Source organism: Chryseobacterium ginsenosidimutans (assembly GCF_024807225.1).
GTDB lineage: Bacteria > Bacteroidota > Bacteroidia > Flavobacteriales > Weeksellaceae > Chryseobacterium > Chryseobacterium ginsenosidimutans.
Genome location: NZ_JANUCO010000001.1, coordinates 3,068,367 through 3,094,652, shown reverse-complemented (window position 1 = coordinate 3,094,652; position 26,286 = coordinate 3,068,367). Strand labels below are relative to the sequence as shown.

General features: G+C 33.5%; 27 protein-coding genes, 2 pseudogenes and 1 riboswitch. Of the genes and pseudogenes, 10 read left to right on the top strand and 19 right to left on the bottom strand.

All coding sequences use genetic code 11. The features are described 5' to 3' along the window. Nucleotides 1–334: 334 nt before the first annotated feature. The 11 genes and pseudogenes from J3D55_RS14595 to J3D55_RS14545 all read right to left on the bottom strand — a co-directional run bounded on the left by J3D55_RS14595 (nucleotide 335) and on the right by J3D55_RS14545 (nucleotide 10,114). Nucleotides 335–781: a KTSC domain-containing protein gene (locus J3D55_RS14595; protein ID WP_259132223.1), complete on the bottom strand. Its 447-nt coding sequence runs from the start codon at nucleotides 779–781 to the stop codon at nucleotides 335–337. A gap of 124 nt (nucleotides 782–905) precedes the next feature. After that, nucleotides 906–1,754 (bottom strand): hypothetical protein, encoded by an 849-nt coding sequence (locus J3D55_RS14590; RefSeq protein WP_259132221.1) that lies wholly within the window; start codon nucleotides 1,752–1,754, stop codon nucleotides 906–908. A gap of 9 nt (nucleotides 1,755–1,763) precedes the next feature. Continuing rightward, nucleotides 1,764–2,744: a toll/interleukin-1 receptor domain-containing protein gene (locus tag J3D55_RS14585; RefSeq protein ID WP_259132219.1), complete on the bottom strand. Its 981-nt coding sequence runs from the start codon at nucleotides 2,742–2,744 to the stop codon at nucleotides 1,764–1,766. 114 nt (nucleotides 2,745–2,858) lie between these two features. Beyond that, nucleotides 2,859–5,174, bottom strand: coding sequence for a 5-methyltetrahydropteroyltriglutamate--homocysteine S-methyltransferase (gene metE / locus J3D55_RS14580; RefSeq protein ID WP_259132217.1), 2,316 nt, complete (start codon nucleotides 5,172–5,174; stop codon nucleotides 2,859–2,861). A gap of 424 nt (nucleotides 5,175–5,598) precedes the next feature. Then, nucleotides 5,599–5,783, bottom strand: a riboswitch (cobalamin riboswitch). Between the two features lie 76 nt (nucleotides 5,784–5,859). Beyond that, nucleotides 5,860–6,417 (bottom strand): suppressor of fused domain protein, encoded by a 558-nt coding sequence (locus J3D55_RS14575; RefSeq protein ID WP_259132216.1) that lies wholly within the window; start codon nucleotides 6,415–6,417, stop codon nucleotides 5,860–5,862. Nucleotides 6,418–6,494: 77 nt separating this feature from the next. Next, nucleotides 6,495–6,875 carry a VOC family protein gene (locus tag J3D55_RS14570; RefSeq protein ID WP_259132215.1) on the bottom strand — a complete coding sequence of 127 codons (381 nt, stop codon included), beginning with the start codon at nucleotides 6,873–6,875 and terminating at the stop codon, nucleotides 6,495–6,497. A gap of 133 nt (nucleotides 6,876–7,008) precedes the next feature. Then, nucleotides 7,009–7,587, bottom strand: coding sequence for a hypothetical protein (locus tag J3D55_RS14565; RefSeq protein ID WP_259132213.1), 579 nt, complete (start codon nucleotides 7,585–7,587; stop codon nucleotides 7,009–7,011). A 32-nt stretch (nucleotides 7,588–7,619) separates the two neighbouring features. Continuing rightward, a pseudogene (gene nudK, locus J3D55_RS14560) lies at nucleotides 7,620–8,202 on the bottom strand (GDP-mannose pyrophosphatase NudK). 29 nt (nucleotides 8,203–8,231) lie between these two features. Beyond that, the gene (locus J3D55_RS14555) at nucleotides 8,232–9,137 is read right to left on the bottom strand and encodes a TIGR01777 family oxidoreductase (protein WP_259132212.1); all 906 of its coding nucleotides are present in this window, start codon (nucleotides 9,135–9,137) and stop codon (nucleotides 8,232–8,234) included. Between the two features lie 23 nt (nucleotides 9,138–9,160). Further along, nucleotides 9,161–9,505 carry a hypothetical protein gene (locus tag J3D55_RS14550; protein WP_259132210.1) on the bottom strand — a complete coding sequence of 115 codons (345 nt, stop codon included), beginning with the start codon at nucleotides 9,503–9,505 and terminating at the stop codon, nucleotides 9,161–9,163. A 6-nt stretch (nucleotides 9,506–9,511) separates the two neighbouring features. Then, nucleotides 9,512–10,114 carry an HPP family protein gene (locus J3D55_RS14545; protein ID WP_259132208.1) on the bottom strand — a complete coding sequence of 201 codons (603 nt, stop codon included), beginning with the start codon at nucleotides 10,112–10,114 and terminating at the stop codon, nucleotides 9,512–9,514. 280 nt (nucleotides 10,115–10,394) lie between these two features. On the opposite strand from J3D55_RS14545, the gene J3D55_RS14540 reads away from it, so the two are divergent. The 3 genes from J3D55_RS14540 to hisS all read left to right on the top strand — a co-directional run bounded on the left by J3D55_RS14540 (nucleotide 10,395) and on the right by hisS (nucleotide 12,789). Beyond that, a complete protein-coding gene (locus tag J3D55_RS14540; protein WP_259132206.1) occupies nucleotides 10,395–10,727 on the top strand; it encodes a single-stranded DNA-binding protein in 333 nt (110 codons plus the stop codon). Nucleotides 10,728–10,741: 14 nt separating this feature from the next. Then, on the top strand, nucleotides 10,742–11,212 hold the full coding sequence (locus tag J3D55_RS14535; protein WP_259132204.1) for an HRDC domain-containing protein: 471 nt from the start codon (nucleotides 10,742–10,744) through the stop codon (nucleotides 11,210–11,212). A gap of 209 nt (nucleotides 11,213–11,421) precedes the next feature. After that, nucleotides 11,422–12,789 carry a histidine--tRNA ligase gene (gene hisS, locus J3D55_RS14530; RefSeq protein WP_259132202.1) on the top strand — a complete coding sequence of 456 codons (1,368 nt, stop codon included), beginning with the start codon at nucleotides 11,422–11,424 and terminating at the stop codon, nucleotides 12,787–12,789. Between the two features lie 54 nt (nucleotides 12,790–12,843). Here hisS and J3D55_RS14525 read toward each other — a convergent pair whose 3' ends face one another. Further along, nucleotides 12,844–13,110: a DUF1883 domain-containing protein gene (locus J3D55_RS14525; RefSeq protein ID WP_259132200.1), complete on the bottom strand. Its 267-nt coding sequence runs from the start codon at nucleotides 13,108–13,110 to the stop codon at nucleotides 12,844–12,846. 176 nt (nucleotides 13,111–13,286) lie between these two features. Between J3D55_RS14525 and J3D55_RS14520 the strand changes: the two genes are divergently transcribed. From J3D55_RS14520 to J3D55_RS14500, 6 genes and pseudogenes are all read left to right on the top strand, one after another. Continuing rightward, complete coding sequence (locus J3D55_RS14520) at nucleotides 13,287–14,270, top strand: SHOCT domain-containing protein (protein WP_259132198.1); 984 nt, start codon at nucleotides 13,287–13,289, stop codon at nucleotides 14,268–14,270. Next, entirely contained in the window at nucleotides 14,233–15,135 is a 903-nt protein-coding gene (locus J3D55_RS14515) for a PH domain-containing protein (protein WP_259132196.1), read from the top strand. Before J3D55_RS14520 ends, J3D55_RS14515 begins: the two co-directional genes overlap by 38 nt. A 16-nt stretch (nucleotides 15,136–15,151) precedes the next feature. Next, entirely contained in the window at nucleotides 15,152–15,718 is a 567-nt protein-coding gene (locus J3D55_RS14510; RefSeq protein ID WP_259132194.1) for a PH domain-containing protein, read from the top strand. A gap of 164 nt (nucleotides 15,719–15,882) precedes the next feature. Further along, a pseudogene (locus J3D55_RS14505) lies at nucleotides 15,883–16,254 on the top strand (PH domain-containing protein); the annotation flags it as partial. Then, nucleotides 16,253–16,420 carry an SHOCT domain-containing protein gene (locus J3D55_RS22560; RefSeq protein ID WP_374759496.1) on the top strand — a complete coding sequence of 56 codons (168 nt, stop codon included), beginning with the start codon at nucleotides 16,253–16,255 and terminating at the stop codon, nucleotides 16,418–16,420. The pseudogene J3D55_RS14505 and the gene J3D55_RS22560, both read left to right, overlap by 2 nt. Before the next feature lie 157 nt (nucleotides 16,421–16,577). Further along, a complete protein-coding gene (locus J3D55_RS14500; RefSeq protein WP_259132190.1) occupies nucleotides 16,578–17,375 on the top strand; it encodes a class I SAM-dependent methyltransferase in 798 nt (265 codons plus the stop codon). A 50-nt stretch (nucleotides 17,376–17,425) separates the two neighbouring features. Here the strand turns inward: J3D55_RS14500 and J3D55_RS14495 are convergent, their stop codons facing one another. The 3 genes from J3D55_RS14495 to J3D55_RS14485 form a co-directional block, all read right to left on the bottom strand. Beyond that, nucleotides 17,426–17,662 carry a YtxH domain-containing protein gene (locus J3D55_RS14495; protein WP_259132188.1) on the bottom strand — a complete coding sequence of 79 codons (237 nt, stop codon included), beginning with the start codon at nucleotides 17,660–17,662 and terminating at the stop codon, nucleotides 17,426–17,428. Nucleotides 17,663–17,759: 97 nt separating this feature from the next. Further along, complete coding sequence (locus J3D55_RS14490; RefSeq protein WP_259132187.1) at nucleotides 17,760–18,602, bottom strand: isoaspartyl peptidase/L-asparaginase; 843 nt, start codon at nucleotides 18,600–18,602, stop codon at nucleotides 17,760–17,762. A 133-nt stretch (nucleotides 18,603–18,735) separates the two neighbouring features. Further along, entirely contained in the window at nucleotides 18,736–19,623 is an 888-nt protein-coding gene (locus J3D55_RS14485) for a cyanophycinase (RefSeq protein WP_259135108.1), read from the bottom strand. A 202-nt stretch (nucleotides 19,624–19,825) separates the two neighbouring features. On the opposite strand from J3D55_RS14485, the gene cphA reads away from it, so the two are divergent. Next, on the top strand, nucleotides 19,826–22,453 hold the full coding sequence (gene cphA / locus J3D55_RS14480; RefSeq protein ID WP_259132186.1) for a cyanophycin synthetase: 2,628 nt from the start codon (nucleotides 19,826–19,828) through the stop codon (nucleotides 22,451–22,453). 88 nt (nucleotides 22,454–22,541) lie between these two features. Here cphA and J3D55_RS14475 read toward each other — a convergent pair whose 3' ends face one another. From J3D55_RS14475 to J3D55_RS14460, 4 genes are all read right to left on the bottom strand, one after another. After that, the gene (locus J3D55_RS14475) at nucleotides 22,542–23,000 is read right to left on the bottom strand and encodes a hypothetical protein (RefSeq protein ID WP_259132184.1); all 459 of its coding nucleotides are present in this window, start codon (nucleotides 22,998–23,000) and stop codon (nucleotides 22,542–22,544) included. A gap of 20 nt (nucleotides 23,001–23,020) precedes the next feature. After that, the gene (locus J3D55_RS14470; RefSeq protein ID WP_259132182.1) at nucleotides 23,021–24,205 is read right to left on the bottom strand and encodes a hypothetical protein; all 1,185 of its coding nucleotides are present in this window, start codon (nucleotides 24,203–24,205) and stop codon (nucleotides 23,021–23,023) included. A gap of 78 nt (nucleotides 24,206–24,283) precedes the next feature. Beyond that, nucleotides 24,284–25,117, bottom strand: coding sequence for a type 1 glutamine amidotransferase (locus J3D55_RS14465; protein WP_259132180.1), 834 nt, complete (start codon nucleotides 25,115–25,117; stop codon nucleotides 24,284–24,286). A gap of 34 nt (nucleotides 25,118–25,151) precedes the next feature. Then, nucleotides 25,152–26,270: a carboxylate-amine ligase gene (locus J3D55_RS14460; RefSeq protein ID WP_259132178.1), complete on the bottom strand. Its 1,119-nt coding sequence runs from the start codon at nucleotides 26,268–26,270 to the stop codon at nucleotides 25,152–25,154. Between the last annotated feature and the right edge of the window lie 16 nt (nucleotides 26,271–26,286).

Below are 26,286 nucleotides of genomic sequence, written 5' to 3'. Positions count from 1 at the left end.
ACAGTTTGTCGTCCCGTAGGGATCTAAGCAACTTTATTAGAGATTAATTTTGAAAGATTCTCGCCTAGATCTCTACGAGATGACAAAGTGAAGATGACGTTGCTAAATGAAATACCTTTACAAACGTAAAAATAATGAGTAATAAAAACTTTAGCATATTTTGTATTAAAATTTAGCAGTTAGTACTAGGAATGTCCTGCTGAGGTTTTCGAAGCATCTCTATAATAATTAAATTATCAGTAATCATTCTCTATCTCCAAAAATTATATTTTTCCCAATAAAAAAAGCTTCCAGAATGAACTGAAAGCTTTTGCTATATTTTATAAATGGAAAATTAATCTGCCATCACTTCACCAGACTTTCTGTAGATGAAATTTCCGTAGATATGTCTTCTTGCGAAACGGCTTGGCGAATCAGCATTTACCATTTTAATGTAAATATTTCTTGGAACACCAATATATTCAAACATTTTCCCGTTCAAATGCTGAACTTTAAGAATCTGTTTTTCAAGATAAAAGTCAGTAATAATTGATGTTGTAATCGTTTCCGTATATTCTTCTTTATATTTTTCCTGCGTTTCCGGATTGATGCTTACCAAAAAGTGATAGGCTTCGATCACAGATTTGCTTTTTTCTTCAGCTTCCAGTTGTCCCGCTTCGTCATTCACAAATTTATCAGGATGCGTATCTTTCATCGTATTCCTGTAAATTGTTTTCAATTCTTTTAACGTAGCCGTATTATCTACTCCAAGAAGTTTTCTGTGTTCACCTATTCTTTTCATAACGTATGATCCTTATTTCGGGGTGCAAAATTAAGGAATTTTATTTTAAAAATCGTAAGTTTTTGATTATTAATTTGTTTTGATAATATAATAGCTTTTAATAAATAATAATTACCAAACTTTTCTAATTTAAATTATTTATTTCTATAGAATATGTTTGCAAAGAAAATTGCATTTCATATCTAATTTGAATTAAGTCTTGTTTATGATTTTTATTTTGGCTTTGAATTTCATTAAATAATTCTGAAGCATCTTTTATTAATTCTATAAGATCAGTGATATTTGGATTGGAAATATGATTACTTAATCCTTCTGTTAAAAACTTTCTTAAATAAATGTATTGATGTTCAATTGAATTGACCATATTAACATGGTATTCAACTAAAATACTTCCTAAAATTTCTAATTCATCGTCGCTTATTCCATAAGAGGTATGAATTGTAAGTCGCGCAATTTGATTAACTGCTTTTTTACTTAAATCATTAAATTTTATTTTCCTTTCATAGTCATGCAATTGCGCTTTTTCTACCATAGCCCAAAGATGATCTAATTGTAAGTTAAAGTAATCAATAATTAATGATAATCGATTAAAATTATCAACTTTATTTTTACCAAACTTTTTTATAAAAGATTGAAAATAGTTTTCGTTTTTAAGATTTCCATCTAATCTTTCAAAACTTTTGTTTGGTGAAAATCTTAATAATTGAAAATTAATTAAACTAGTCTCATAACTATTAATCATTTGATTTAGGTTACTTATAGTATTTTCAGCATGGGATTTGGATGAATTTAATAAGTTTAAAAAATTTCTAATTCTATTATGAGCTTCTCTTTTTTTCTCTTTTCTTTCCTTCCTCTTGTCTTTTTTTATTGATAAATAAAATATTAGTAGTGCTGTTCCAGTCGCTATTAAAGGGCCTAAAATACTTTTTAGAAATTCTTTGTTGAAAATAAAATCAAAAATATGGCACATTATAAAATATTATTTAGTTTGAATCTTATCTGTTAAAGTTTTAATTACGTCAATTAAATTTTCAGAAAATTTTGGGTCATAAGAATTCGAATCTAAGTCATTAAAGTTACTTGATTTATCAATATTCCAATTTTTAAATATATCATTAACTTCATTATAGGTTGTTATTTTATCTGCAAACGCTTTAATGAAGAATTCACCAAATGATATTGCATGAGCGCGATCAGCATTCCTTAAAGATTCATGCATAAACGATTTGCCTAAAATAAATGTATATTTTGAACAAGCTAAAAGAAGCCCAATAATAATGGTGCTTTTTAGGATAAGTATAATTATAGTTAGCCAAAAAAAATTAATATCTAATTGTTTAACTTTTTTTAAATTACCAATTGAACTTAAGCCATCTATAGTGAAAAAAACACCTAAAACTAAAGCTATAAATCCAAGACAATAACAGCTATAAGCAATCCATTTATTTTGATTTTCTCTTCTCTGTAATGTTTTTTTAGCTATTTCAACATATTGCGCAGATTCATTCTTTATAAATTCTACTTTTTTTGTTATTTCTTCTTCTATAGTTAATTTTCTTGTTATAAAATTCGAAATGGAATCATCTATTTTATTAATTGCAGATTCATAATTTCCATCAGTTAATTTTATACAGAATAGATCCTTTATAAAATCCGGGACTTCAAAATCACCATAAATAACAGGAATCAAAAATTTTTTATTTTCATTTTCATCAATATAAGCTCTTGTGGTGCCTATTTCGCTGATAACATATCTTGAATCTAAACTATTTTCAGTTATAAGAACCAATAATCCATCAGAATTTTTTAATTCTTTCATTAATTCTTTTCTCCAGTCATTCCCAACCTGCATTATACTTTGATCCATAAGTATTTGATGCCCTCTTTCTTTTAGGTCATTTCCAATTCTGGTAATTAAATCTAGATCTTTATGTTGATATGAAAGATAAATTTTTGCCATTAGTTTATTTTATTATAGCTAAAATAAATAATTTTTTTTTTTTTGAGTTATAAATCCAATATAATAAAAAAACAGGAGTCTCCAAAAGACTCCTGAAAAATAAACATCAATAAATTAAAGTATCTGCAAAGCAAACTCCTCACTCATCTCCCGCGAAGCTTCCACCATCGCAATCAACGCCTTTTCCGTTTCATCCCAATGACGGGTTTTCAAGCCACAATCGGGATTCACCCAAAGTTGTTGTGCAGGAATAACGGCTTGTGCTTTTTTTAGCAATTCCACCATTTCCTGTTTTGACGGAACTCTTGGCGAGTGAATATCATAAACTCCCGGTCCAATCTCATTCGGATATTTGAAATCTGCAAAAGCATTCAATAGTTCCATTTGGCTTCTGGAGCATTCTATCGTAATGACATCGGCATCCATATCGGCGATATTTTGGATGATGTCATTGAACTCAGAATAGCACATGTGCGTATGAATTTGTGTGGCATCTTCCACACCGCTTGCCGAAATTCTGAAAGCTTCAACAGCCCATTTCAGATAATTTTGCCAGTCAGATTTTCTCAACGGAAGACCTTCACGAATCGCAGGTTCATCAATCTGGATGATTCTGATTCCTGCTTTTTCCAAATCATTCACCTCATCACGAATCGCCAAAGCAATCTGTTTGCAAGTCAGCGAGCGAGGTTGATCGTCGCGCACAAAAGACCATTGAAGAATCGTCACAGGTCCCGTCAACATTCCTTTTACCCATTTTTTTGTTAAAGATTGAGCGTATTTTGACCAATAAACTGTCATTGGATTCGGTCTGTGAACATCTCCAAAAATCACAGGTGGTTTTACACAACGGCTTCCATAACTTTGAACCCAGCCGTTTTGAGTAAACGCAAATCCTGCCAATTGTTCCCCGAAATATTCCACCATATCGTTTCGCTCAAATTCTCCGTGAACTAAAACATCGATTCCGATTTCTTCCTGCCAACGAATGGTTCTTTCGGTTTCCTGTTTTAATAAAGTATCGTATTCTTCGGCATTCAATTCACCTTTTTTGAATTTTGAACGCCAATTTCTCACTTCTTTAGTCTGTGGAAACGAACCAATTGTTGTCGTCGGAAACAAAGGCAATTGCAAAACCTGCTGTTGAACTTCTTTTCTTATGTTAAATGGATTATTTCTCTGTGCATCCTCCTCAGTCGTCACCTCAACACGGTTTTTCACACTTTGATTATGAATTAAAGTTGAAATTTTACGGTTTTTAATCGCCGTTTTATTTTCAGCTAATTCTTGTAAAGCTTTGTAATCCGGATTTTCTGAAGCTAATTTTTTTAAACTGACAATTTCATCCACTTTTTGTTTTGCAAAAGCCATCCATTGTTTGATTTCAGGAGATAGAATTTCTTCATTTTTCTCTGAATCAAGATCAAAAGGAGAGTGGAGCAGTGAACAAGACGGAGCAATAAAGATTCTTTCCGAACCGATTTTATGAACTGTTTTTTCAATAAAATGTAAAGACTTTTCAAAATCATTTTTCCAGATATTTCTTCCGTCGACGATTCCTAAAGAAAGACTTAAATTGTTTGGAATTGTATGTAAAACTTCATCCAATTGTTCAGGACAACGAATCAAATCAATATGCAAAACATCGATCGGAAGGGAAGTTGCCAATGAAAGATTGTCTTTTAATCCATCAAAATAAGTTCCAACAATAAATTTAAGTTTCGGGAATTGTTTCCTGATTTCAGCATAAATAAATTGATAGGTTTCTTTCGCCTTTTCATTTAAATCTAACGTTAAAAAAGGCTCATCAAACTGAATATATTCTGCACCATGATTTTCCAGTTCTTTTAAAATTTGAATATAAATCGGAAGCAAGTTTTGAGCTAAATCTAATTTATCAAAACCTTCTTCTTTCTCTTTTCCTAATAATAAATAAGTCAATAAACCGATGATTACAGGTTTTGCATTGATTCCCGATTTTTTTGCGTTAATGAATTCTTTAATAATTTTATTGGAAAATAATTTAAACTCCTGATTTTTCTGAAATTCAGGGACGATGTAGTGATAATTGGTATCAAACCATTTCGTCATTTCCATGGCGGTGATATCCAAACCGTCTTTCTGAAAACCTCTCGCCATCGCAAAATAAAGATCCAGTTCAGATTTTTTGAAAGTAATTTCCTGATAACGTTCCGGAATCGCTCCCACTGTCAAAGTCATATCCAAAACCTGATCATAATACGAAAAATCGTTGCATGGAATAAGGTCGATTCCCGCTTCCTGCTGCAGTTTCCAGTTGTTTTGAGTGATGGTTTTTCCGACTTCCAATAATTCGTTTAAAACGATTTTGCCCGACCAATATTGCTCGCAGGCTTTTTTGAGTTCTCTGTTGCTACCAATTCGCGGATAGCCAAGAATGTGCGTTTGCATTTTCTTTTAAACTTTTAAATTAAACAATAATTTTAAAGCTCTTTTAGAATGCTTCGCAATGCCGTCGTAGAAAGAATTTTTGATGAATAGAGTAGATACAGTGAGGACGTAATTTTTCCTTAATAAAAGGATTGGCTTACATTTTTTTATTTTTTGACGCAAAGTTTTAATTAAAAACTTCAATATTCAAGAAGACAAAGAAGAATCAATTTTATTGATTTTAAGAAGCGGATGTATAAAAAACATTAGCTTCATCAGCGACAAGGTCGCAATTCTTTGCTCCCTAAAAATAAGAAGTCATAACAAAAGAATCTTTGCGTTTAAAAATTAAATCAACTTAAAACTTGAATTAAATTAAAATTTTAAACCAAAATACGTTCAAAAGTATCATCTGTATGACCAAAAAGCTTCAAACCGCGAAAGCATTGTCAATTCGGAACAGGCAGGTCTCCTGACTTGTAACAGCTTTTGTCATCCTTCCCGCTTGCGCAGTGGATATGCGTGGACAAAAACTTTTGGTGTGTTACTTACAGTTGCGCGACAGCTCGTGATTCTCACACGATTCCCTATTAATCTACGTTATGTAAAACCTTTTCCGTTTGATGAAGTATGTTAAAGAACTGTTTTCAGGGGCAAATGTAGGGAATAATTTTTTGAAAATTGTGAGTTAAAATAGAATCTTTAGTTAAAGCTTTATTCTTTTTCTGTTTACACTATAATTATCAAAGTCGGGATGAAACCAAAATTCTTTTAATCCAATTTGATTATATACTTCAATTTCTTCAGAATAGATTGGATAAAGTCCGGCAATATTAATTGTATAATCTGCTCCAACATCAATATCCAAATAATCTTCTTTATCCAAAGTACTTGGCGCAAATATTAAAAAAGCATCCATTTCAGAATCTTCACTTATTTGTTCTCGGAAATTAATTGTTTCTCCATAGCAAAAAGGACATTTACCTCTAAGTTGATTAGCAATAAAACCAGAAACAATTCCCCAATCGAGGTTTTCTGATTCTACGGAAATGCATAATTCGGGTCTTCCAAATTTCCACTCCCGATGTTTGGCTAATGATAAACCATAAGTGATTGCTGTGATAAAACCTTTTTCTGGAATATCTCTGTAGACAATTGAAGTTACTCCTTTTATTCCTTCAATTAAACTGTCATTATTGTAAAATTCAGGTTCTTGCTGGAATATTTTATCTAAATGTTCAAGATATTTTTCAATTGGAGTCATGGCGTTTCTTAATTATGAACTAATATAAAATTAATTTTTAAGGTCTTTATTCTTTTGGCGAAAAATTAAAATTCATCTTAAAAATAATTACTCACCTCAATCAAATTTAAATCCGGATCTCTGAAATACACCGATTTTATTTTTCCCAACGCTCCGGTTCTGTCAACAATTCCTTCGATGATTTCAATGTTTTTCTGTTTTAATTCTTCCAACACTTCATGAATATCTGTTTTGGAAATAAAACACAAATCAGCCGAACCACAAGTTGGTTGATGTGCTTTTGGTTCAAATTCTTTTCCTTTTTGATGAAGATTAATTTTCTGATTTCCAAAAGTCAGAGCTTTTCTACTGTCTCCGAAAGTGACGACTTCAAAACCTAGAATATTGCTGTAGAATTCTATGGTTTTATCAATGTCTGCAACAGTTAAAACAATATGGTCAATATTTTGGATTTCCATGATTTAAGATTGAATTATCAAATTATTTGTGAATATTTGTGCAAGAAAATTAGGGATATTCGTGTTTGGTTTTTTTTATGTTGATTCAAAAGAATTAATCTTTCTTAAGTAAAATTTCAATTGTCATGTCTTCTTACTCCGTTCTCTGAAAAATATACGTCAGTTTCGCATTTTTAATAAAATCCTGAACCGAAGTTTCTTTCGTTGCATTTTTATCGGTAAGCTCAAAATAATAGATCATCAGATTCGGAAATTTTGGATCCTTGCAAATAATTTTAAACCTTTTGACTTTCACGTCGGAACTTAAAAAAATTAACTCAGAAGCGTTACTTAACTTAATATTATTCACTTCAAAAGCATCTTTCCAGTTTTTCTGAATTTTGGCAAATCTTTTCTGAGTTCTGTCGCTGTCTTCATTTTCGAATTTATCGATTTGATAATCCGTTAAAAGTTGAGGATAGATTAATCCTTCTTTTAGCATTGATTCTGTGATTTTATCAGCTTTATCGTAGAAAATAATTTTATTGTCGAATACTATCTGGTTATCATTCACAGTCATTTTTCCTCCGAATTTTTTATAATTTTTCTTTTTATAATCATTCTTAAAATGTTCAATGACCGCTTTATCTTTTGGACCAGCTTTTTCAGTTTTCTGTCCAAAAACGTTCATAGACAGTAATAATGAAAGGCTCAGTGCGAATATTAATTTCATAGTTTTTAATTTTATTTACTTTTCGGGCAATTTTATAGAATATTTTTCAGACGGATATATTGAAGAAGCATGATCGTTTTCGCATCTTTAATTTCTCCTGAATCAATCATAGAAAGAGCTTCATTAAAAGCCAATTCCAAGACTTCGATATCTTCACCTTCATCTTCAAGACCGCCTCCGTTTGTGATTTTCATTTCTTTTGAATATTCTGCAACGAAAAAATGAAGAATTTCAGTGACAGAAACTGGGAGACATATAGGCTTCAAAAATTTTTTCTACTTTAGAAATTTTGTAGCCGGTTTCCTCTTCAGTTTCCCTTTTAATGCACTCTTCGGGGTTGTCATTGTCTAACAAACCTGCACAGGCTTCGATTAACATTCCGGTAGGATTTCCGTTGATATAAGTCGGTAAACGGAATTGTCTCGTCAAAATTACCGTGTTTGAAACCTTGTTGTAAAGCAAAATCACGGCTCCGTTTCCTCGGTCATAGGCTTCACGGCTCTGGGTTTCTGTGCTTCCGTCCTTTTTTTGAATATTGAAAGTTACCTTCTTCAAAGTATACCAGTTGTCTGATAATATTTCTGTTTTTTCAATATTTATGTTGATATTATTCATAGATTATACAATCTTGATTAAATTTTTATCTAATTTTTTAATAAATCTTCCAAAGCTTCTTTTAGAACTGGAAATTCAAATTTAAAACCTTCTTTTTGAATTTTTTCGGAAGAAGCTCGTGAACCTTCCAGCAAAGCACTTGCCAATTCTCCGAATAATAATTTTAAAACAAAACTGGGAACATTCGGCATGAATAAAGGTTTTTTCAAAACCTCTGCAATTTTTTTGGTTAAATTTTCATTGGTTGTATGTTCCGGTGAAGTCGCATTGAAAGCTCCATCCAACTCGGAATTTTTTAAAGCAAATTCGTAAATCGAGCAAATATCTTTAATGTGAATCCATGGCATATATTGTTTTCCGGTTCCTAATGGTGAGCCGATCCCCATTTTTATCGTCGGAATCATCTTTTTCAAAGCTCCGTCTTTTTCTGAAAGTACGACTGCCGTTCGGATTTTTACCACTCTTTGCGCAACATTTTGTTCTTTAAAATCATCTGCAACTCTTTCCCAAAGCACGACAACTTCACTTAAAAAATCATTTCCCGGATCATCTTTTTCCGTGAAAATTTTTTCGGTTGTTTTTGTTCCGTAATAATTAATTCCGGATGCCGAAATGAAAGATTTTAACTTAATATTATTTTTTTGCAACGTTTTTAAAATCAGATTGGCAGAATCTACACGACTGGAAATTAATTCTTTTTTTCGCTCATCTGTCCAGCGTTTTTCGGAAATATTTGCTCCTGCCAAATGAATAATATGGGAAACATTTTCAAAAGCTGTTTCATCAATTGACTGATTCTTGATGTCCCATTCAAACTCATTAGAATTCTTGTTTTTTCGGGTTAAAAACCTTATAGAATATTCTTTTTCAAGCCTTTTTAATAGTTCTTGGGCAACCAAACCATTGGCTCCCGTAATCAGGACAATTTCTTTCATACAAATAATTTAAAATTTGGTATTTATGCCTGATTTTTTACGATCAAAACAAAGTCTTCTTCTAAAAGTTTATAACCGTAATCGTATATAAATTTATATTCGGAACCGTTTTTATAAACTTTAAGATTAGTAAAATAATCAAAATCAAAACCTAAGCCATTGAGCTTGGATTTGGCAATTTTTGTTTTACCGTCGGTATTTATTTCCACCAAAATTCTGTAATTCTTGCGAAGTTTGTTGTTTACATTTCGCATCAGATTGCTGGAATCCTTATTCTGCTTATTGTTGTAGGCGTTTCGGCATGCATCATTACAAAATTTTTTGTCTGATCTTCCGATAATTTTTTCACCACATTCGAGACAATTCATAGATTTTTATTTTTTCATTTTGTGTGTATGTTCGTGTTTTTTCTTTAATAAATATTTGAATCTGTTATGATTGGGATAGCTTCTGTTGGAGGTAATATTATTAAAAATCAAAGCAATAATCAACAAAATAATACATCCTGAAAGCACCGGAGAAAGGACGTACCAAAAACCCAATTCCGGAATTTTTCCCGTTGAACTTACGGCAATCAATGCAGTTGCGCCACCGGGAGGATGCAGCGTTTTTGTGTATTGCATCAAAACAATGGAAAAAGCGACCGCCAAAGGTGCAGAAAGCCAGATAATATCCGGAACGATTTTGTAAACGGTAACTCCGACCAAAGCGGAAAGAACATGTCCTCCAACTAGATTTCTAGGTTGAGCAAGCGGACTTTGAATGGCTCCATAAATCAAAACACTTGACGCTCCAAAAGAACCGATCAGAAAGATATTTTCGGTTGAAGATAAGGTATGCGATTGGATAAAAGCAATGATTCCGATTCCGAAAAATGCTCCCAGAAACGACCAGAAATGTTCTTTGTAATCAACCAGCGTTTCCTTATAGATCACATATTTCGAAACCCTGAATGTTCTTTTTATTGTCTTCTTCATATATGTTCAAATATACATAATTATCCGTTTGAAAACGACTGTAGCAAATTCGAATTAATCTTTGTGGGAAAACGATAGAAAATATTTAAAATTATTTTAGAAATTAATTTTTAGTAAATAATTGATTAACAACAAGTAATTCGTTTTCAAGTGACTACAAACGAATTTAAATAGTTTGCAACCGATTCTTATTTTGTATTTCAACAACCTTTGCCACAGAGATTTGAGAAAAGCTGTGAGCGTCTCTTATCTGAATATTAATTTTAAAAATTTAAAAGTTATGTCACTAAGAAATCAAGTAAAGCTTATCGGTCACACAGGTAAAGAAGTTGAAATGATAAGTTTTGAAAATGGAAATGTAAAAGCGAGTGTTTCTCTGGCTACTTCTGATCATTACACCAATGCAAAAGGTGAAAAAGTAGAGGAAACGCAATGGCACAATCTGGCTGCGTTTGGGAAAACTGCCGAAATTTTCCAGAAATACGTTCCCAAAGGAAAAGAAATTGCCATTGAAGGAAAACTGACGTACAGATCTTACGACGATAAAGATGGAGTGAAAAGATATATCACAGAAATTCGGGTGGATGAAATTCTGCTTTTGGGAAGTAAATAACGGTAAAAATACAAATGATGAAAGTAAAAGTTTTTAAAATCAGATTGCCGGAAGAATTTCTTCATGAAGATCAGAAAACATTAGATGCTTTTTTGGAATCCAATGAAATTATAAAAGTGGAAACAGCTTTTGTGAACGATGAAAATTATTGGTCTGTAGTTTTGTATTTTGATGAATTGAAGATTGACGAACTGAAAATTGTTAAAAATTCAGTGAAAGACTCTAAAAATGTAAAATATTCCGCTGAAAATGATGAGCTGAGTTCTGACGAAGAGAAAATTCTGGAAGCCTTAAAATACTGGAGATCAGAAAAAGCAAGAGAACAAAATCTGCCATCTTATTTTATTGCGACCAATAAAGAATTGGTGTCTGTAGCCAAATACAAACCCGCAAAAAAAGAAGAGTTGCTCGATATTAAAGGTTTTGGAAAACATAAAATAGAAAATTATGGTGAAGAAATTCTGGAGATATTAGAAAGTATCTGATTTTTTGGTATCGCTAAACTGATATTGATTTTCAGATCTTTTCAAGTCTGTTCAAACTTAGCAGGTTTTTAAAACCTGTTAGGTTTAGTAGTATGGAAAATAAATTTCTTCTCAGCTTTTTAATCTAATGTATATGTAGCAAAAAAGTCTTTTCAATTCCTTATTTTTGCAATACTTATACATATTAATCATCATTTATCAATTATAAAATGAAACCAAGTTTAGCAAAAGGGACGAGAGATTTTACAGCATTGGAAGTTGCAAGAAGAAGATTTATCATCAATATTTTACAGAAAAACTTTGAATTATTCGGATTCCAGCCATTGGAAACACCGAGCTTTGAAAATCTTTCGACATTAACAGGGAAGTACGGAGAAGAAGGAGATCGCTTGATTTTTAAGATATTGAATTCAAGTATTAATGAAGCGAAAGAGGACAAAAAAAATACGATGTTGCTTGATTTCCAAAAAGCATTGGATAAACCTTTTAGTTCAGAAAATATAACAGATAAAGCCCTTCGTTACGACCTTACCGTACCTTTTGCAAGATTCGTGGCGATGAATCATAATCAATTGACTTTTCCTTTTAAGCGTTACCAAATTCAACCGGTTTGGAGAGCAGATCGTCCTCAAAAAGGGAGATACAGAGAGTTTTATCAGTGTGATGCGGATGTTGTAGGAAGCGAAAGTCTTTTGCAGGAAGTAGATTTGGTTCAGTTGTACTTAAAATCATTTGCGGAACTTGGTGTTTCGGTGACGATTCATATTAATAATAGAAAAATTCTTTCCGGTTTGGCAGAATTTGCCGGAATTACAGATAAATTAATCGACTTTACGGTTGCTCTTGATAAGCTTGATAAAATCGGGAAAGACGGTGTTGTAAAAGAATTATTAGAAAGAGGTATTGCTCAGGAATCAATTGATAAACTGGATTTCTTATTCACACAATCTAATGATGCATTGGAAAATCTTCTTCAGCTAAAAGAGAAATTTGCCGGAAATGAAATCGGATTAAAAGGTGTTGAAGAACTGGAAATGGTTATTACGCAGTCTTTAAATCTCGGTGTTGATATTCAGAATCTTGTTTTCGATATTACATTGGCGAGAGGTTTGGATTATTATACCGGAGCGATTTTCGAAGTGAAAGCTGATGAAGTTCAGATGGGTTCTATCGGCGGCGGCGGAAGATATGACAATCTTACGGAAGTTTTCGGGGTGAAAAATATTCCGGGAATCGGGATTTCTTTCGGTCTCGACAGAATTTATCTTGTCATGGAAGAACTCGGACTTTTCCCTGAAGAAGCAACTTCAAAAGTTGAATATCTATTCGCCAACTTTGGTGGAAACGAAATCTTGGAAGCCTTAAAATTGATAAGACAATTAAGAGAAAAAGGGATTTCCGCAGAAATTTATCCTGAAGCTGCAAAAATTGGAAAACAATTCACATACGCAGAAAAGAAAGGAATCAAAAACCTTGTATTTTTAGGCGAAGAAGAAATTAAAAACGGAAACGTTACCTATAAAGATCTTGAAGCCGGAGAACAAAAAACGGTTTCTTTGGAAGAATTTTTAGGATAGCATACATCTTTAAAAGAAATAAAAAAGCATTATCAATTGATAATGCTTTTTTATTTAAGAAATTACTCGAACGGAAGAATTTATACTTCCAGAATATCCACCCAAGTCAATAACAACATACCAACTACCATAATGAGGAACTTTAATTTTAAATGGGGATTTAGTAACATGACCTCCATAATAATTATATTTTCGTCCCGATTTATAATTACCAAAATTGGCATTATCTAATAATTTCACGTTTGCAGAGTTTCCTCGTAAAATGACTTCTACAATTTCACCTCCTTCCAAATTTCCTAAATTGTAAGATTGATAATTCATATTGATTAATTTTAACTTTTTGATTTCAAAATAAATTATATTATTTTTGAAATCTATACGGTTTTCCGTATTTCAGAAAGAATTAATTAAATATAAAATTCGTATTTTGGAATATTATAAAACGAAAATCAATTCTAAACTTTAAAATGATTTTAAAATAATAAACTTAAAACCAGATGAATAACATTTGTGGGTTGTGCGGGACACCATTAACGCCTATGGATACCGTTTTAGGCGAAAATAAATTGGCAGACGGTCATATTTTGTGCAATAAATGCCTGAATCAGGCTACAAATATTAATAAAGATATTGTTAATAATCTCAATCAGTTTTTTCTTCCTGAAATTAGAGGAATTATTCTTCAGGGAAAAATCGGGGAATTAGAAAATCCTGCAACTTCGCCGGTTTCTGATGTTCAAACTTATGGAAATCAGAGTTTTGGATTCGGAGGAACAGTGACAAGACTTGACGAAATCAAAGATCAGATTGTGTCTTTGAATGCGAGACTCAGCATTTTTGTGAATGATGAAGTGAAAGAATTGGTGAATATTTTAGATCGTGACGAAAAATTGATTGCCGTTGCTGAAGGTTTAACCGTTCCGGGAAAAGTAGAAGGTCTTCTTTTTTCGACGCAGAAAAGAGTTGTTTTTATTGATAAAAAATTCTTTGGAAATGTACAGAAAGACGAATATTTTCATCAAAATATCAGATCAATAGACCATATCGAAAACCTGTTGTATTCGTCTCTTAAAATATTGACGAAAAATGGTGCAATTGCAGAATTTAAATTACATACAAAAAACGACGGAAGAACTTTTTTGAATGCCGTAAATTCTTACCTCAACAGTTCTGCAAAACAAGCTGTTCCACAACAACAACAACAACAACAACAACAACAACAACAACAACAACAACAACAACAACAACAACAGCAACAAATTCAGGCTTCGTCTTTCAATCTTTATAATCTGCCGACTTCAGAATCGCCATTTCAGCAAAGTGCTCCAAAACCGGCTCCATCAAGCTCATCTAATGTAAGTAAAGAGTCTACAGAAGTTATTTTTGAACAGTTGGAAAAGCTTGGGAAATTAAGAGAAATCGGCGTTTTAACGGAAGAAGAATTTGCAGAACAGAAAAAGAAATTACTGGAAAGACTTTAAATTAAATATAGAAAACATGAATGATCATTGCGGATTGTGTGGAGCAAAACTTACATCGATGGATACGATGCTGGGCGAAAATAAACTTTCAGACGGCAATATTCTTTGTAATAAATGTCTGGAGAAAGCCAGTAATATCAATCAGGAATTGCTTTACAGTCTTAGCGATTTCAGTATTGATGATATTAAAAGTTTGATAGAAAATGGTAAAATAGATCCAGGAACAGATCATCAAAATAAAATAACTGAAGAAAGTCAGAATGAAAATTTACCTACAGTTGCAAGTTCTGGATCAAATATAATCTCTCCCGATTTTTATAAAAAAAGACGGAAAGAAATCAAAAATCAGCTAGAACAGTTGAATGCCAATCTTTCTATGTTTACGAAAGGAGAGATCAAAGAATTACCGCGTATTCTTTTTGCAGATGAAACAATTTTAGCAATAACAGATGCCCAGTTTTCAAAAACGGTGGACGCAGGGATTTTGGTAGTAACTCAGAAAAGAATTATTTCTGTGTCGAAAGCGATGTTTTCACTCGTAAAAGTAAATGATTTTCCAAACGAAACTATCAAAGAAGTAAGCTTTGTAAGCCATTTTTTGTCTCCAATTATTAAAATTCATACAGACGAAAAGATTGTGGAATTTGAATGTTTTAATGATAAAGATGATGCCGAAAAATTTTACAGCTTTATTAAAAAAATATACAACAAAGAAGAAGCTAAAAAGCAGTTGGATACAGTAAAACAGGTTTCATCAGATGCTGTTTTGGAACAGCTGGAAAAATTGGGACAATTGAGAGAAGGAGGGATTTTAACGGAAGAAGAATTTGCAGAACAAAAGAGAAAGCTGTTGGGTAAACTTTAAATTCATATTGTTTTAAATGACTAAAGAAGAAGCTTATAATCAAAGATTGTTAGAGATAAAAAAGGAACTGGGAAATATTGGTGTTCCTATTTCCACGATCTTGATTAAGAAAGAAATTAATCAGTTACCGCACATTCTTGATCCTGATGAAAAGATTATTCATGCCGTGACAGGAAATTGGGAAGGCAGTAAAAACGGACTTTTAGTAGCGACCGACAAAAAATTGATCTTCCAGTCTTACGGACTTTTTCATTCATTTCAGGAAAATATTTCATATGATAAAATGAATCCTATAAGTTGCAGAGTTGGACTTCATTATGCAGATATTACGATTGTTTCAGAGAAAAGTATTACAATAGAAAATGTTAATAACAATAAGAATGCGCTGAGTTTTTGCGATACTGTAAACAACTATCTTTTACATCTGAAAAAAGAACCGATTTCCATTGTGAAAAATCAAAGTTCCAATCCGGAAACTGATATTATGGAACAATTGAAAAAATTGGGCAAGCTTCGGGAAAATGGTATTTTGACAGATCAGGAATTCACAGAACAAAAGAAAAAGCTTTTAGATAGATTATAACTTTAAATTTCTGGATTAAAAATAATTGAATATTAAAATAGGTAAGTAAAGAAAAACTTTGTCTTCTTTTTTAAGTGGAACGCCTTTGCGTTAAAATTAATTTTAGACATTAAAAACAAACACTAAAAACTTAAATATTAAAAACCATAAAAACAAAACTAATAATGAGCGAAAAATCAAGACTTGATGAGATAAAAGACGAACTCGAAAAACTAGATATAAACCCGACTTTCTTTGCCAGAAAAGAAATCCATGAGCTTCCGAACGTTCTTTCGCAGGACGAAAAAATTGTCTATCTGGTGGAAGGAAGAAACAAAACCACGACTCATCACATTGTATTGGTAGCGACGGACAGAAGGTTGATTTTCATTGATAAAGAAATGTTCTACGGTTTGAAGGTTGAAGATTTTTCTTATGATAAGGTCACTTCGATACAATACGAGAAAGAATTTATGCTGGCTTCGATCGATATTAATGTTTCAAGCGATATCGTTGAAATAGACGGAGTTGGAAAATACGAAGCAGAACTGTTCTGTGAAAAAGTGCGAGATTTCATGTCGCGACCGAAAGAATATTTTCAGGCTAAAGCGGAAACCGACAGTTTTGGATCAATTGGAACAACTCGGAAGATTAAAGGAAAGCGGAGTTTTGACGGAAGAAGAATTTTTAGAACAAAAGAAAAAATTGATCAATAAATCATGATAAAAGCAATGATTTTTAGGATTCAGGTGTGAATCTTTCCAAACGATTTTTTAATACTATGCTTAGATTCCTCCCGAATGACAAATTGTGTTGAATGTATTTTTATGTATCTTATGATTTGAAATTTTTGTTAAAACTTTAAACCAAAGTAAAACTCATGGAAAACTATTTAGAAATCAACAAAAGCTCCTGGAATGCCAAAGTAGAGCCGCATTTAAAATCAGATTTTTATTTTGTGGATGAATTTTTGAAGGGCAGAACTTCTCTTAATTCAATCGAACTAGAGCTTTTGGGAGATGTAAAAGACAAAAGTATTCTTCATTTGCAATGTCATTTTGGTCAGGATTCGATCTCGTTATCGAGAATGGGTGCGAAAGTTACCGGAATCGATTTATCTGATAAAGCTATTGAAACAGCAAAAGAGTTGGCTCAGAAAGCGGGTACGAATACGCAATTTATTTGTACGGATTTATACAATCTTCCGAATATTTTGGATCAAAAATTTGATCTTGTTTTTACAAGCTACGGAACAATTGGCTGGCTTCCGGATCTTGGTAAATGGGCAAAAATTATCGATCATTTTCTGAAACCGGATGGGAAATTTGTCATGGCAGAATTTCATCCTGTAATCTGGATGTTTGATGATGATTTTGAAGGCGTGAAATACAATTATTTCAACGAAAAACCAATTGTAGAGACCTATGAAGGAACTTACGCCGATCAATCTGCAGACATTGTACAGGATTATGTGATGTGGAATCATTCTTTGGCGGATGTTCTTCAGAATTTAATTGAAAACGATATTCAGATAAAAAAATTCAAAGAATTTGATTGGTCGCCTTATCCATCTTTCAAACACGTCGAAGAATTTGAAAAAGGAAAATGGAGAATCTCGCCGTTCGGAAACAAAATACCGTTGGTTTTTGCCATCGAAGCACAAAAAAAGTCATCGTAGTTCTGAATTACGATGACTTTCTGTATATATGAATGTTAAATAAACTAGCCTTAATTTACAGTTTCCTGTGCTTTGTTCTTCACTTCCTCTACTTTATCCTGAACCTGTGAAGCAACATTATTAGCTTTATCCTTCAGATCATTTCCCCATTTATTCAGGTTGTCTTTTGCATTATTTATTTTATCTTTTACGGCTTGTTGTTCTTCAGCACTTGAGTTTTTATACTTCCAATATGCCAATGCTCCTAAACCTACTAATGCTAATAAACCTTTTGTCTTGTTTCCCATGATTTCTATTTTTTAATGTTAATATTAAAGTTGGTTATTAGTAATCATGTAAAATGTGTGCCAAAAAATTAAATGGAATGATAAAATAATGTTAAAATTAATTAAAAATATCAAAATTCTCCCCATCGAAACTTGCAAAAACCATTTTCGGATAAGAATCCTGATGATAAATATTTCCGTTTTTATCAATGGCAATCGCACCTGCAAAGCCATCGATTGTTTTTAATTCTTCAAAAGTTTTTGTGAAAGACTGTTCCAGAGACATTCCGTCGGTCACTCTTGTTACAATTTTTGTGGCAGTGGCATTGCTCACAATATCTTCACCAACTCCGGTACAGCTTACGGCGCAGAAAGAATTGGCATAATTTCCGGCAACAGTGGCAGAATCAGAAATCCTTCCCGGAATTTCAAAACCTTTTCCTCCTGTGGAAGTGGCAACGGCTAATTTTCCGTCTTTATCAATGGCAACGCAGCCTACAGTTCCTTTTCCTCCGTTATTTAATTTGGCTAAATATTCTTTTCTTCTTTGCGGAATTTCAGTTGAAAAATTCTCGAAACCGTTTTCATTAGCATAAATTTTCGCACCGTTTCCTCCCAAAACCCTGTCATCTTCGTGGATTAAATCTTTAGCAACAAAAATCGGATTTTTTACATCCTGAATATTGATGACACCGCTCAGTTTCTGAGTTTCGCCATTCATAATAGCGGCGCTCATTCTGATGATGCCGTCACTTTGAATTTGTGAACCGATTCCTGCGTTGTACAATTCATCGTCTTCCAGCAAAGAGACAGCATAAGCAACGGTGTCAAACGCAGCATGTGATTGAAGATATTCAAACGCTTTTTGGGCGATATTTTTTAAAGATTCCTGTTTGGCAACTTTTACTTCGTGGCTTTGATCGCTTTCCGAGAAAAATCCGCCGTGGATGATTATTTTCATAAGTTTAAAAATTATGTTTCGAGATTTAGATCTAAAATAAATTTGAGTTTAAGATAGACGTTTTTAAAGCAAATAAAATTAAAAAATCTTTTTTACTCAATTATTAAACCTCGTGTCACGAAACTTGCAGTTCTTATTTCTCCTGCGGTATCGGATTAAACTGAGAATTCTCTATCGTTAATGTCTTGGTTGTTAAATCGTAATGATCATTCATCGACATCACATGAACGGTTAAATTATCAATAGAAATTGGCTCTCCCAAGTTGATATTGGTAAGATTGGTATCTTTAATAAATCTTCCGTCGACCAAAATTACAAGTCCGGAACCAACAGCAGTCATTACATCATTATGGATGAAAAGACCTGTATCTTCTCCCAAACCGATTCCCAATGTTCTCGGATTGCTCACAACAGCCTGGAAAAGCCTTCCGATTCTTCCTCTCTGTACGAAATGGGTATCAATGATCACATTATCAATAAGTCCTAAACCTTGCGTAGCTTTTATTTCACCTTTCAGCAAAGCTTCAGAACTGCTTCCCTGATAGATCATATTTTCAGAAGCGGCTGCTGCTCCGGCTGAAGTTCCGGAATAGATAAAATCCTGCTCCTGATATTTTAATAAAATAGTGTCGTGAAATCTTGTTCCACCAAGAATGGAAGTCAGTCTCAACTGATCTCCTCCGGTGAACATCACAACATCTGCAGCGTTTGCTCTGGCTACAATAGCGTCGGAATTGGCTTCCTCACGATTGTGAACATCAAGTATATTTACATGTTTAGCACCTAAAAATTCAAATGCTTTTTTATATTCTGAACCTACAATTTGCGGTATTTGCGAAGCTGTCGTTACAATTTCAATAACGGAATCTTCTTTAAGTTTTGATTCATTGATGATCTTTCTAAGAATACCTCTTTCAAAGAAATTGAGGTTTTTCTCTATGTTCTGATCAAAATCGGTTTCGGCAAAGCTGCCTTTGTTCACAGCGCCTCCGATTACAATTAATTTTCCAACGGGTTTCATCATAGACTGCAAATTTAAAAAATAATTAACATTTGACGAAATTCCTACCACATTTTAATTGATTGTGAGGATTTTAGAATTGTTGATAAATTTTCTTTATTTTTTGATAAATGTTTAACTGTGGTATAGTTTTTTTTAGGCTTTTGCATTATCTTTGATTTTAAATGGAGTTATTGTTAACTATTAAAAATGCAAATAGATTATGAAAATTGAGAAGATACAGGCGCTGCGTGGTCCAAATATTTGGAGTATCAGAAGAAAGAAGCTGATACAGATGAGGTTGGATCTCGAAGAATTGGAGAATTTCCCTACCAACAAAATTGAAGGCTTCCGCGAAAGGATGGAAAAACTGATTCCATCTTTGTATACTCACCGATGTTCTGAAGGTGTTGAAGGCGGTTTTTTCCACCGTGTAGAAACAGGAACCTGGATGGGACACGTTATTGAGCACATCGCTTTAGAAATCCAGACTTTAGCGGGAATGGATGTGGGTTTCGGAAGAACACGCGAAACAAAAACTCCGGGAATTTATAATGTTGTATTTAATTATATTGAAGAAAATGCAGGAATTTATGCAGCGGAAGAAGCGGTAAAAATTGCAGAAGTTTTAATTAATGGAGAAGAATATGACTTAAATGCCTGTATTCATAGATTAAAAGAAATCCGAGAAAGAGTTCGTCTTGGTCCTTCCACAGGAAGTATTGTAGAAGAAGCGGTTTCCAGAAAAATCCCTTGGATTCGTTTAGGAACAAACTCTCTCGTACAACTTGGTTATGGTGTTAATCAGCAGAGATTTCAGGCGACTATCACAGGGAAAACCAGCTCAATTGCCGTAGATATTGCATGTAATAAAGAGTTAACAAAAAGAATGCTTCATGATGCTGCCATTCCTGTTCCGATCGGAGATTTGATTGTTGATGAAGAAGGATTAGAAAGTGTAATTAAGAAAATAAATTATCCTATTGTTTTAAAGCCTTTAGACGGAAATCATGGAAAAGGTTCATCTATTAATGTTAACGATTGGGAAGCTGCAAAAATAGGATTAGAACACGCTCAAAAATATTCTAAAAAAGTAATTGTTGAAAAATATATTACGGGATATGATTTCAGGGTTTTGGTAATTAATAACAAAATGGTTGCGGCCGCGAGAAGAGTTCCTGCTCATGTTGTAGGAGACGGTGAACATAATCTGCAGCAATTAATTGAAAAAGAAAATAGAGATCCGAGAAGAGGGTATGGTCATGAAAATGTCTTAACCGAAATTGAAGTAGATAAAGATACGACAGAACTTCTTGATAAACTGCAATATACTCTTGAAACCGTTCCTCATAAAGGGGAAGTTGTTTATTTGAAATCAACGGCAAACCTGTCGACAGGAGGAACTTCTATTGACGTCACAGACATGGTTCACCCGGAAAATATTACGATGGCAGAAAGGATTTCAAAAATCATCGGTCTTGATGTCTGCGGAATCGATATTATGGCAGAAAATCTTACCCAACCTTTGAAAGAAAGCGGCGGTGCGATCATTGAAGTGAATGCTGCTCCGGGATTCAGAATGCACTTGGCTCCAAGCGAAGGTCTTCCGAGAAATGTTGCTGCTCCGGTTGTTGATATGCTGTATCCGCAAGGAAAACAGTTTACTATTCCGATTATTGCAGTAACAGGAACGAACGGAAAAACAACAACGACGAGATTAATTTCGCATATCGTTAAAAGCAACGGTCATAGAGTAGGTTTTACCACTTCAGACGGAATTTATATTCAAAATACAATGCTGACAAAAGGCGACACAACGGGACCTCTTTCAGCTGAATTTATATTAAAAGATCCAACCGTAGAATTTGCCGTTCTGGAAACAGCAAGAGGTGGAATTTTACGTTCAGGACTAGGTTTTTCGCAATGTGATATCGGTGTTTTAACCAATATTAAAGAAGATCATTTAGGAATGAATGATATTCACAATCTGAAAGATCTTACCAAAGTAAAAAGGGTAGTTCTTGACAGCGTAAAAAAGAACGGATGGAGCGTAATGAATGCCGATGACGAATATTCTATGCGAATTGTCAACGATCTTCATTGCAATGTGGCGATTTTCAGTATGGATGAAAACAACAAGCACATCAGGAAGTTTGCAAAAGAAGGGAAAATTACCTGCATTTATGAAGAGGGTTTTGTAACCATCAAAAAAGGGGACTGGAAAATAAGAATCGGTAAAGCAAAAGATTTCCCGATAACAATGGAAGGGAAAGCTAAATTCATGATCGAGAATGTTTTGGCAGCAAGTTTGGCAAGTTACCTTCAAGGTTTCGGAATCGAAGATATTTCAAATTCACTGAGAACTTTTCTTCCGAGTGCACAGCTTACTCCGGGAAGACTGAATGTTTTTAAATTTAAAAATTTTAAAGTTTTAATTGATTTTGCCCACAATCCTTCAGGGTATGAAGCGATTGAAGATTATCTTAAAAATGTAGAATCTACAAAGAAAATCGGGATCATTTCCGGAGTTGGAGACAGAAGAGATGAAGATATCAGATTATGCGGAAAAATCGCAGGAAGAATGTTTGATTATATCATCATCAGAAATGAAAAACATCTTCGTGGAAGAACTGAGGAAGAGATTAACGGATTGATTATAGACGGAATAAATGAAGCAGGAAAAAATGTAAGCTATGAAACGATTCCTAAAGAGATTGATGCCCTGAAACACGCAATGGGAATGGCAGAAGAAGGAACTTTTATCACCGCTTTAAGTGATGTTATTTCTAATGCTATCGACCTTGTACAGGAATATCAGGCGAGAGAATTGCTTGAGGATGATAAGATGTAATATGAGATTTAGGGGCGGCTTCTTCGAAGCCGCCCCTAAACCAACACTTTTCAAAATAAAAAACCTCCGGATTTTCGGAGGTTTTGCTTTATAAATTTTCCCAGGTGGATTTTATTTTCTGCATTTTTAATAAGTAGAAATAAAGAGGAATCAATTCTAATCTTATAGTAAAACTTATATTTGGAACCGTAAAAGGGATAATTGCCATCATAATGATACAAACAGCAATCCCAACAATAGCATCTATTATTGCGGCTTGGGGCGCCCATTTTTGTTCAAACCAAAGTCCGTAAGCGACAATTCCTTTATAAATTAACAGAATACTAATTAAAAAACCGGTTAATGTATAAGGATGGGGTGACTGAATTCCATAGATTGACAAACTTATATGAGTTAGAAATGATCCACAGATCAATATTCCGACTGCTGCTGCACCTCCGATTAAAAATAACCAAGTGAAAACCTTGATCCAAACTGGTAATAAACTTCTTCTTCGTACAAAATTACTTTTTACATCAAACTCTTCAAAAGCTGATTGTTCTTCCATTGTATATTAGTTTAAATAGATTATTCTTCCGCAAAAAATGCATTCGAACTACCGATCCAGATGGCATCTTTCTTGTTAAAATCTACGTTTACCATGGCGGCTTTCGTCATTCTTCCAAGATTTTCCAGAAGGATAGGGCGTTCGTCGTTTTCGCGCCAAATATACAATAATCGGATCTCTGCTTTTGAAAATTCACCGTTAATATCTTCAAAAATCGGTTCGTAGGTTACTTTTCTTTGCAGAATATAGTTTTCTTTATCTTCGATGACGTCGGTAATTTCTTTTGTTGGGTTTAAATTAACTCCACTTCCGGCAAATGAAAATAAGGGTTTTAAAACAAAATTTTCAAGGTTTTCAGTTTCCGGAAATTCATGTAAGAAATAACTTTTCGGAACAAATTGATGTTTTAAAAAAGGCAATAAGAATTTAGAAATTTTAAAGAACCAGTTCGGATGCGTAACCCAGGTTACATCAACATCTTCACGGAAATCAAATTCTGTTTTCAGATCCGGGATTCTGTCTAATTCATCAAAAATAACGCGGTTATAGATTCTTTTAATTTCAATTAATTTCCCGTCGTTTTCGTAAAATAATTTTTTACTTTCTTTTTTTATTTTCGTTAAACAAACCGTTTTTATTCCTATCAATTTTTCAGTTAAGAGAAAATCGATGGCTGTTTTTTGTTTTTCGGGATAAATTTCTAATAAAATTACATTTTCAGGATTTTCATTACCAACAATTAAATCTTTTACGTAATTTTTAAAATCTTCATGGGGCATTTTATTTCGAATCTCAGAAAGAAAAGGGTAAACTTCGCAGAATGTTTCTTCAAAAACTTTTTGAAAAGCATACAATGAAGGAAACGCCTGAAGCTCGATCAATTGAGGTTCGATTTCACCGTTTTCACTTTTGCAGATTCCAAAATCGATGGTGAAAAAATGAGGTTGTTCTGTATCATTGGGAACTCTGCAATTGTCAGGAATCGCTTTCTGTATCGTTTCTTTGGGCAACTTTTTAATCTGATCGATAATGCTGTCGCTTGCATCAATGAGTTTAGATTCAAATTCTTTAGTTAAAAATAATGGACTTTCGGAAATTCTGAATGAAGGTTCCAAACCACTTTTTTGTTTTAAAATTTCTTTAAGCTGATTGTATTTTTCCTGTGAAAATTCCTGATTAAACTGCTTTCTGTATTTTGGAATCATATTCTTTTTCTTTTGTGATTTTAAAAAATCGGACAATTTTTGCCCGATTTTCTATAGTAATGTTTGTTGTTTTTTTATCTAAGCCGTTACTTCAATCTGATTCAAAACGTTTTTTTTTGCAAACCGTAAGAATCTTGGAAGAATCTGTGCCTGCGTTAAAATAATTTTGTCTTCGTCGTCAATTCTGTCGATTGTTTCCAGATATTTTTCCATTCCGAAATTCTCAATCATAGCTTCTTTATTTTTCTCGTCTTTCAGGTTTTCAATCATGCCTGCAGGATTTGCTTCAGGATGAAACTGAGTTCCAAAGATCTCTTCCGAAAAACGAACTGCCATCACTGCTCTTTCCAGATCGATATGAGGGCGGAATTTCTCGATGGCCACGATTTTCATTCCTAATTCTTCAAAGCGCTCATGATCCGGCTCAATGAACTGATAAGCTCTGGAATCTACGCCATAGAAAGGATCCGGAAGGTTTTTGAATAAAAATTCCTGTTCCCCTTCTTCTGTTTTGTGTATCGGCATCACTCCGAAAGAATAAGATTTTCTTTTATTGATGGTACCTAATTTCCAGTGAATACTTGCCAGTTGGAAAGAATGACAGATTAAAAACAGATATTTTTTGTCGTCATTAAATTTGTTATGTTCAAAAACTTTATCCAGAAACTTGGCAAATTTGTCTTCCCATTCAAGTCCTTCTCTGTGCGGATCTCCGGGACCACCCGAAGAAATGAATATGTCGAAATCTTCAATATCCGGCATTTCATTTTTGAATCTTACATCAAAAGTTTTGATACTTACATTTTCTTCAGTGCTCTGCTGAAAAGCTTCAGAAATTTCTTTTATATTTCTAAAACCTTGATTTACATGGTTGTTATTCATGTCCAACAAAGCGATTCGAATATCTTTCATACTACATTATATTTCTTGCAAAGTTACCAAAATATTACCAAGCGTGTTCACTATGTGTTATGCCATGCTCTGTTTCTGAGATCATATAGTCTACTACTTTTGTTAAATCTCCCGTTTCTTTAAAGATCCTAAGCTGTCTGTCTGCACCGGTTCCGTGCTCCAAAATTTTCCATACGTACTCGACTTCTTTTCGACATCCCAATTCGTCTACAACATCATCAATAAACTCAAGAAGTTCTCTTAATAAATCCGGATAAGGAACAGATTCTTCCTTACCAAAGTCGATCAAATGGGCTTCGATTCCGCTTTTGGAAGCTCGCCATTTATTTTCATTTAATAATAGTCTTCTGTAACTTCTGAAACTTAAATTCTGCTGATGAAGCTTATAAATTTTTGCTACCAAAGCCTGCATAATTGCTGCCATACAAACGGTTTCGTCTATTCTTAAAGGCATATCACAGATTCTGAATTCAATGGTAGGGTAGAACGGATGAACTCTTAAATCCCACCAGATTTTCTTCGCATTATCGATAGTTCCTGTCTTCACCAAAAGCTCAACATAACTGTCAAACTCAGCCAAAGAATTGAAATAACTTGGGATTCCTGTTCTTGGGAATTTCACGAAAATTTCTTGTCTGTAAGATTTAAAACCTGTATTTCTTCCGATCCAGAAAGGGGAGTTTGTGGACAAAGCATAAACATGAGGAAGGAAATAACGCATCACATTCTGAATTCTCACGCCTTCTTCACGATTCGGGATTCCGATGTGAACATGCAGTCCGAAAATAAGATTTCCACGAGCTACATCTCCCATATCGTCTACAATTTTAGTGTAGCGTTCTCCATTCGTAATCGTATTATGTTCCCAATTTGAAAACGGATGTGTTCCGCCTCCGGAAACACGAAGTCCCTGTTCATGTGCGGTATTGATAAGGTGTCTTCTTAAATTCGTCAGTTCGGCTCTTGCTTCCTGAATGTTTTGGCAGATTCCCGTTTCCATTTCTATCATGGATTCGTGCATTTCGTGTTTTAAATTTTCACTTAAAACCGCTTTTCCGCCTTCAATAATTTTCGAAACATGAGAGATCAGATCTCTGCTCTCAACATCAATGATTTGATATTCTTCTTCGATTCCAATAGTAAATTGATGCATTTTTTTCGTGCTTTTT

Excerpts from the sequence above, each read along its gene's own strand:
- J3D55_RS14595 (WP_259132223.1), bottom strand. The coding sequence starts at position 781 with ATGAAAAGAATAGGTGAACACAGAAAACTTCTTGGAGTAGATAATACG.
- J3D55_RS14575 (WP_259132216.1), bottom strand. The coding sequence starts at position 6,417 with ATGACTCCAATTGAAAAATATCTTGAACATTTAGATAAAATATTCCAG.
- J3D55_RS14520 (WP_259132198.1), top strand. The coding sequence starts at position 13,287 with ATGAATAACATTTGTGGGTTGTGCGGGACACCATTAACGCCTATGGAT.
- J3D55_RS14545 (WP_259132208.1), bottom strand. The coding sequence starts at position 10,114 with ATGAAGAAGACAATAAAAAGAACATTCAGGGTTTCGAAATATGTGATC.
- J3D55_RS14500 (WP_259132190.1), top strand. The coding sequence starts at position 16,578 with ATGGAAAACTATTTAGAAATCAACAAAAGCTCCTGGAATGCCAAAGTA.
- J3D55_RS14465 (WP_259132180.1), bottom strand. The coding sequence starts at position 25,117 with ATGAAAGATATTCGAATCGCTTTGTTGGACATGAATAACAACCATGTA.
- metE (WP_259132217.1), bottom strand. The coding sequence starts at position 5,174 with ATGCAAACGCACATTCTTGGCTATCCGCGAATTGGTAGCAACAGAGAA.
- J3D55_RS14555 (WP_259132212.1), bottom strand. The coding sequence starts at position 9,137 with ATGAAAGAAATTGTCCTGATTACGGGAGCCAATGGTTTGGTTGCCCAA.
- J3D55_RS14490 (WP_259132187.1), bottom strand. The coding sequence starts at position 18,602 with ATGAAAATAATCATCCACGGCGGATTTTTCTCGGAAAGCGATCAAAGC.
- J3D55_RS14485 (WP_259135108.1), bottom strand. The coding sequence starts at position 19,623 with ATGAAACCCGTTGGAAAATTAATTGTAATCGGAGGCGCTGTGAACAAA.
- J3D55_RS14495 (WP_259132188.1), bottom strand. The coding sequence starts at position 17,662 with ATGGGAAACAAGACAAAAGGTTTATTAGCATTAGTAGGTTTAGGAGCA.
- J3D55_RS14590 (WP_259132221.1), bottom strand. The coding sequence starts at position 1,754 with ATGTGCCATATTTTTGATTTTATTTTCAACAAAGAATTTCTAAAAAGT.
- hisS (WP_259132202.1), top strand. The coding sequence starts at position 11,422 with ATGAAACCAAGTTTAGCAAAAGGGACGAGAGATTTTACAGCATTGGAA.
- J3D55_RS14475 (WP_259132184.1), bottom strand. The coding sequence starts at position 23,000 with ATGGAAGAACAATCAGCTTTTGAAGAGTTTGATGTAAAAAGTAATTTT.
- J3D55_RS14570 (WP_259132215.1), bottom strand. The coding sequence starts at position 6,875 with ATGGAAATCCAAAATATTGACCATATTGTTTTAACTGTTGCAGACATT.
- J3D55_RS14550 (WP_259132210.1), bottom strand. The coding sequence starts at position 9,505 with ATGAATTGTCTCGAATGTGGTGAAAAAATTATCGGAAGATCAGACAAA.
- J3D55_RS14525 (WP_259132200.1), bottom strand. The coding sequence starts at position 13,110 with ATGAATTATCAATCTTACAATTTAGGAAATTTGGAAGGAGGTGAAATT.
- cphA (WP_259132186.1), top strand. The coding sequence starts at position 19,826 with ATGAAAATTGAGAAGATACAGGCGCTGCGTGGTCCAAATATTTGGAGT.
- J3D55_RS14460 (WP_259132178.1), bottom strand. The coding sequence starts at position 26,270 with ATGCATCAATTTACTATTGGAATCGAAGAAGAATATCAAATCATTGAT.
- J3D55_RS14510 (WP_259132194.1), top strand. The coding sequence starts at position 15,152 with ATGACTAAAGAAGAAGCTTATAATCAAAGATTGTTAGAGATAAAAAAG.
- J3D55_RS14585 (WP_259132219.1), bottom strand. The coding sequence starts at position 2,744 with ATGGCAAAAATTTATCTTTCATATCAACATAAAGATCTAGATTTAATT.
- J3D55_RS14535 (WP_259132204.1), top strand. The coding sequence starts at position 10,742 with ATGATGAAAGTAAAAGTTTTTAAAATCAGATTGCCGGAAGAATTTCTT.
- J3D55_RS14565 (WP_259132213.1), bottom strand. The coding sequence starts at position 7,587 with ATGAAATTAATATTCGCACTGAGCCTTTCATTATTACTGTCTATGAAC.
- J3D55_RS14470 (WP_259132182.1), bottom strand. The coding sequence starts at position 24,205 with ATGATTCCAAAATACAGAAAGCAGTTTAATCAGGAATTTTCACAGGAA.
- J3D55_RS14540 (WP_259132206.1), top strand. The coding sequence starts at position 10,395 with ATGTCACTAAGAAATCAAGTAAAGCTTATCGGTCACACAGGTAAAGAA.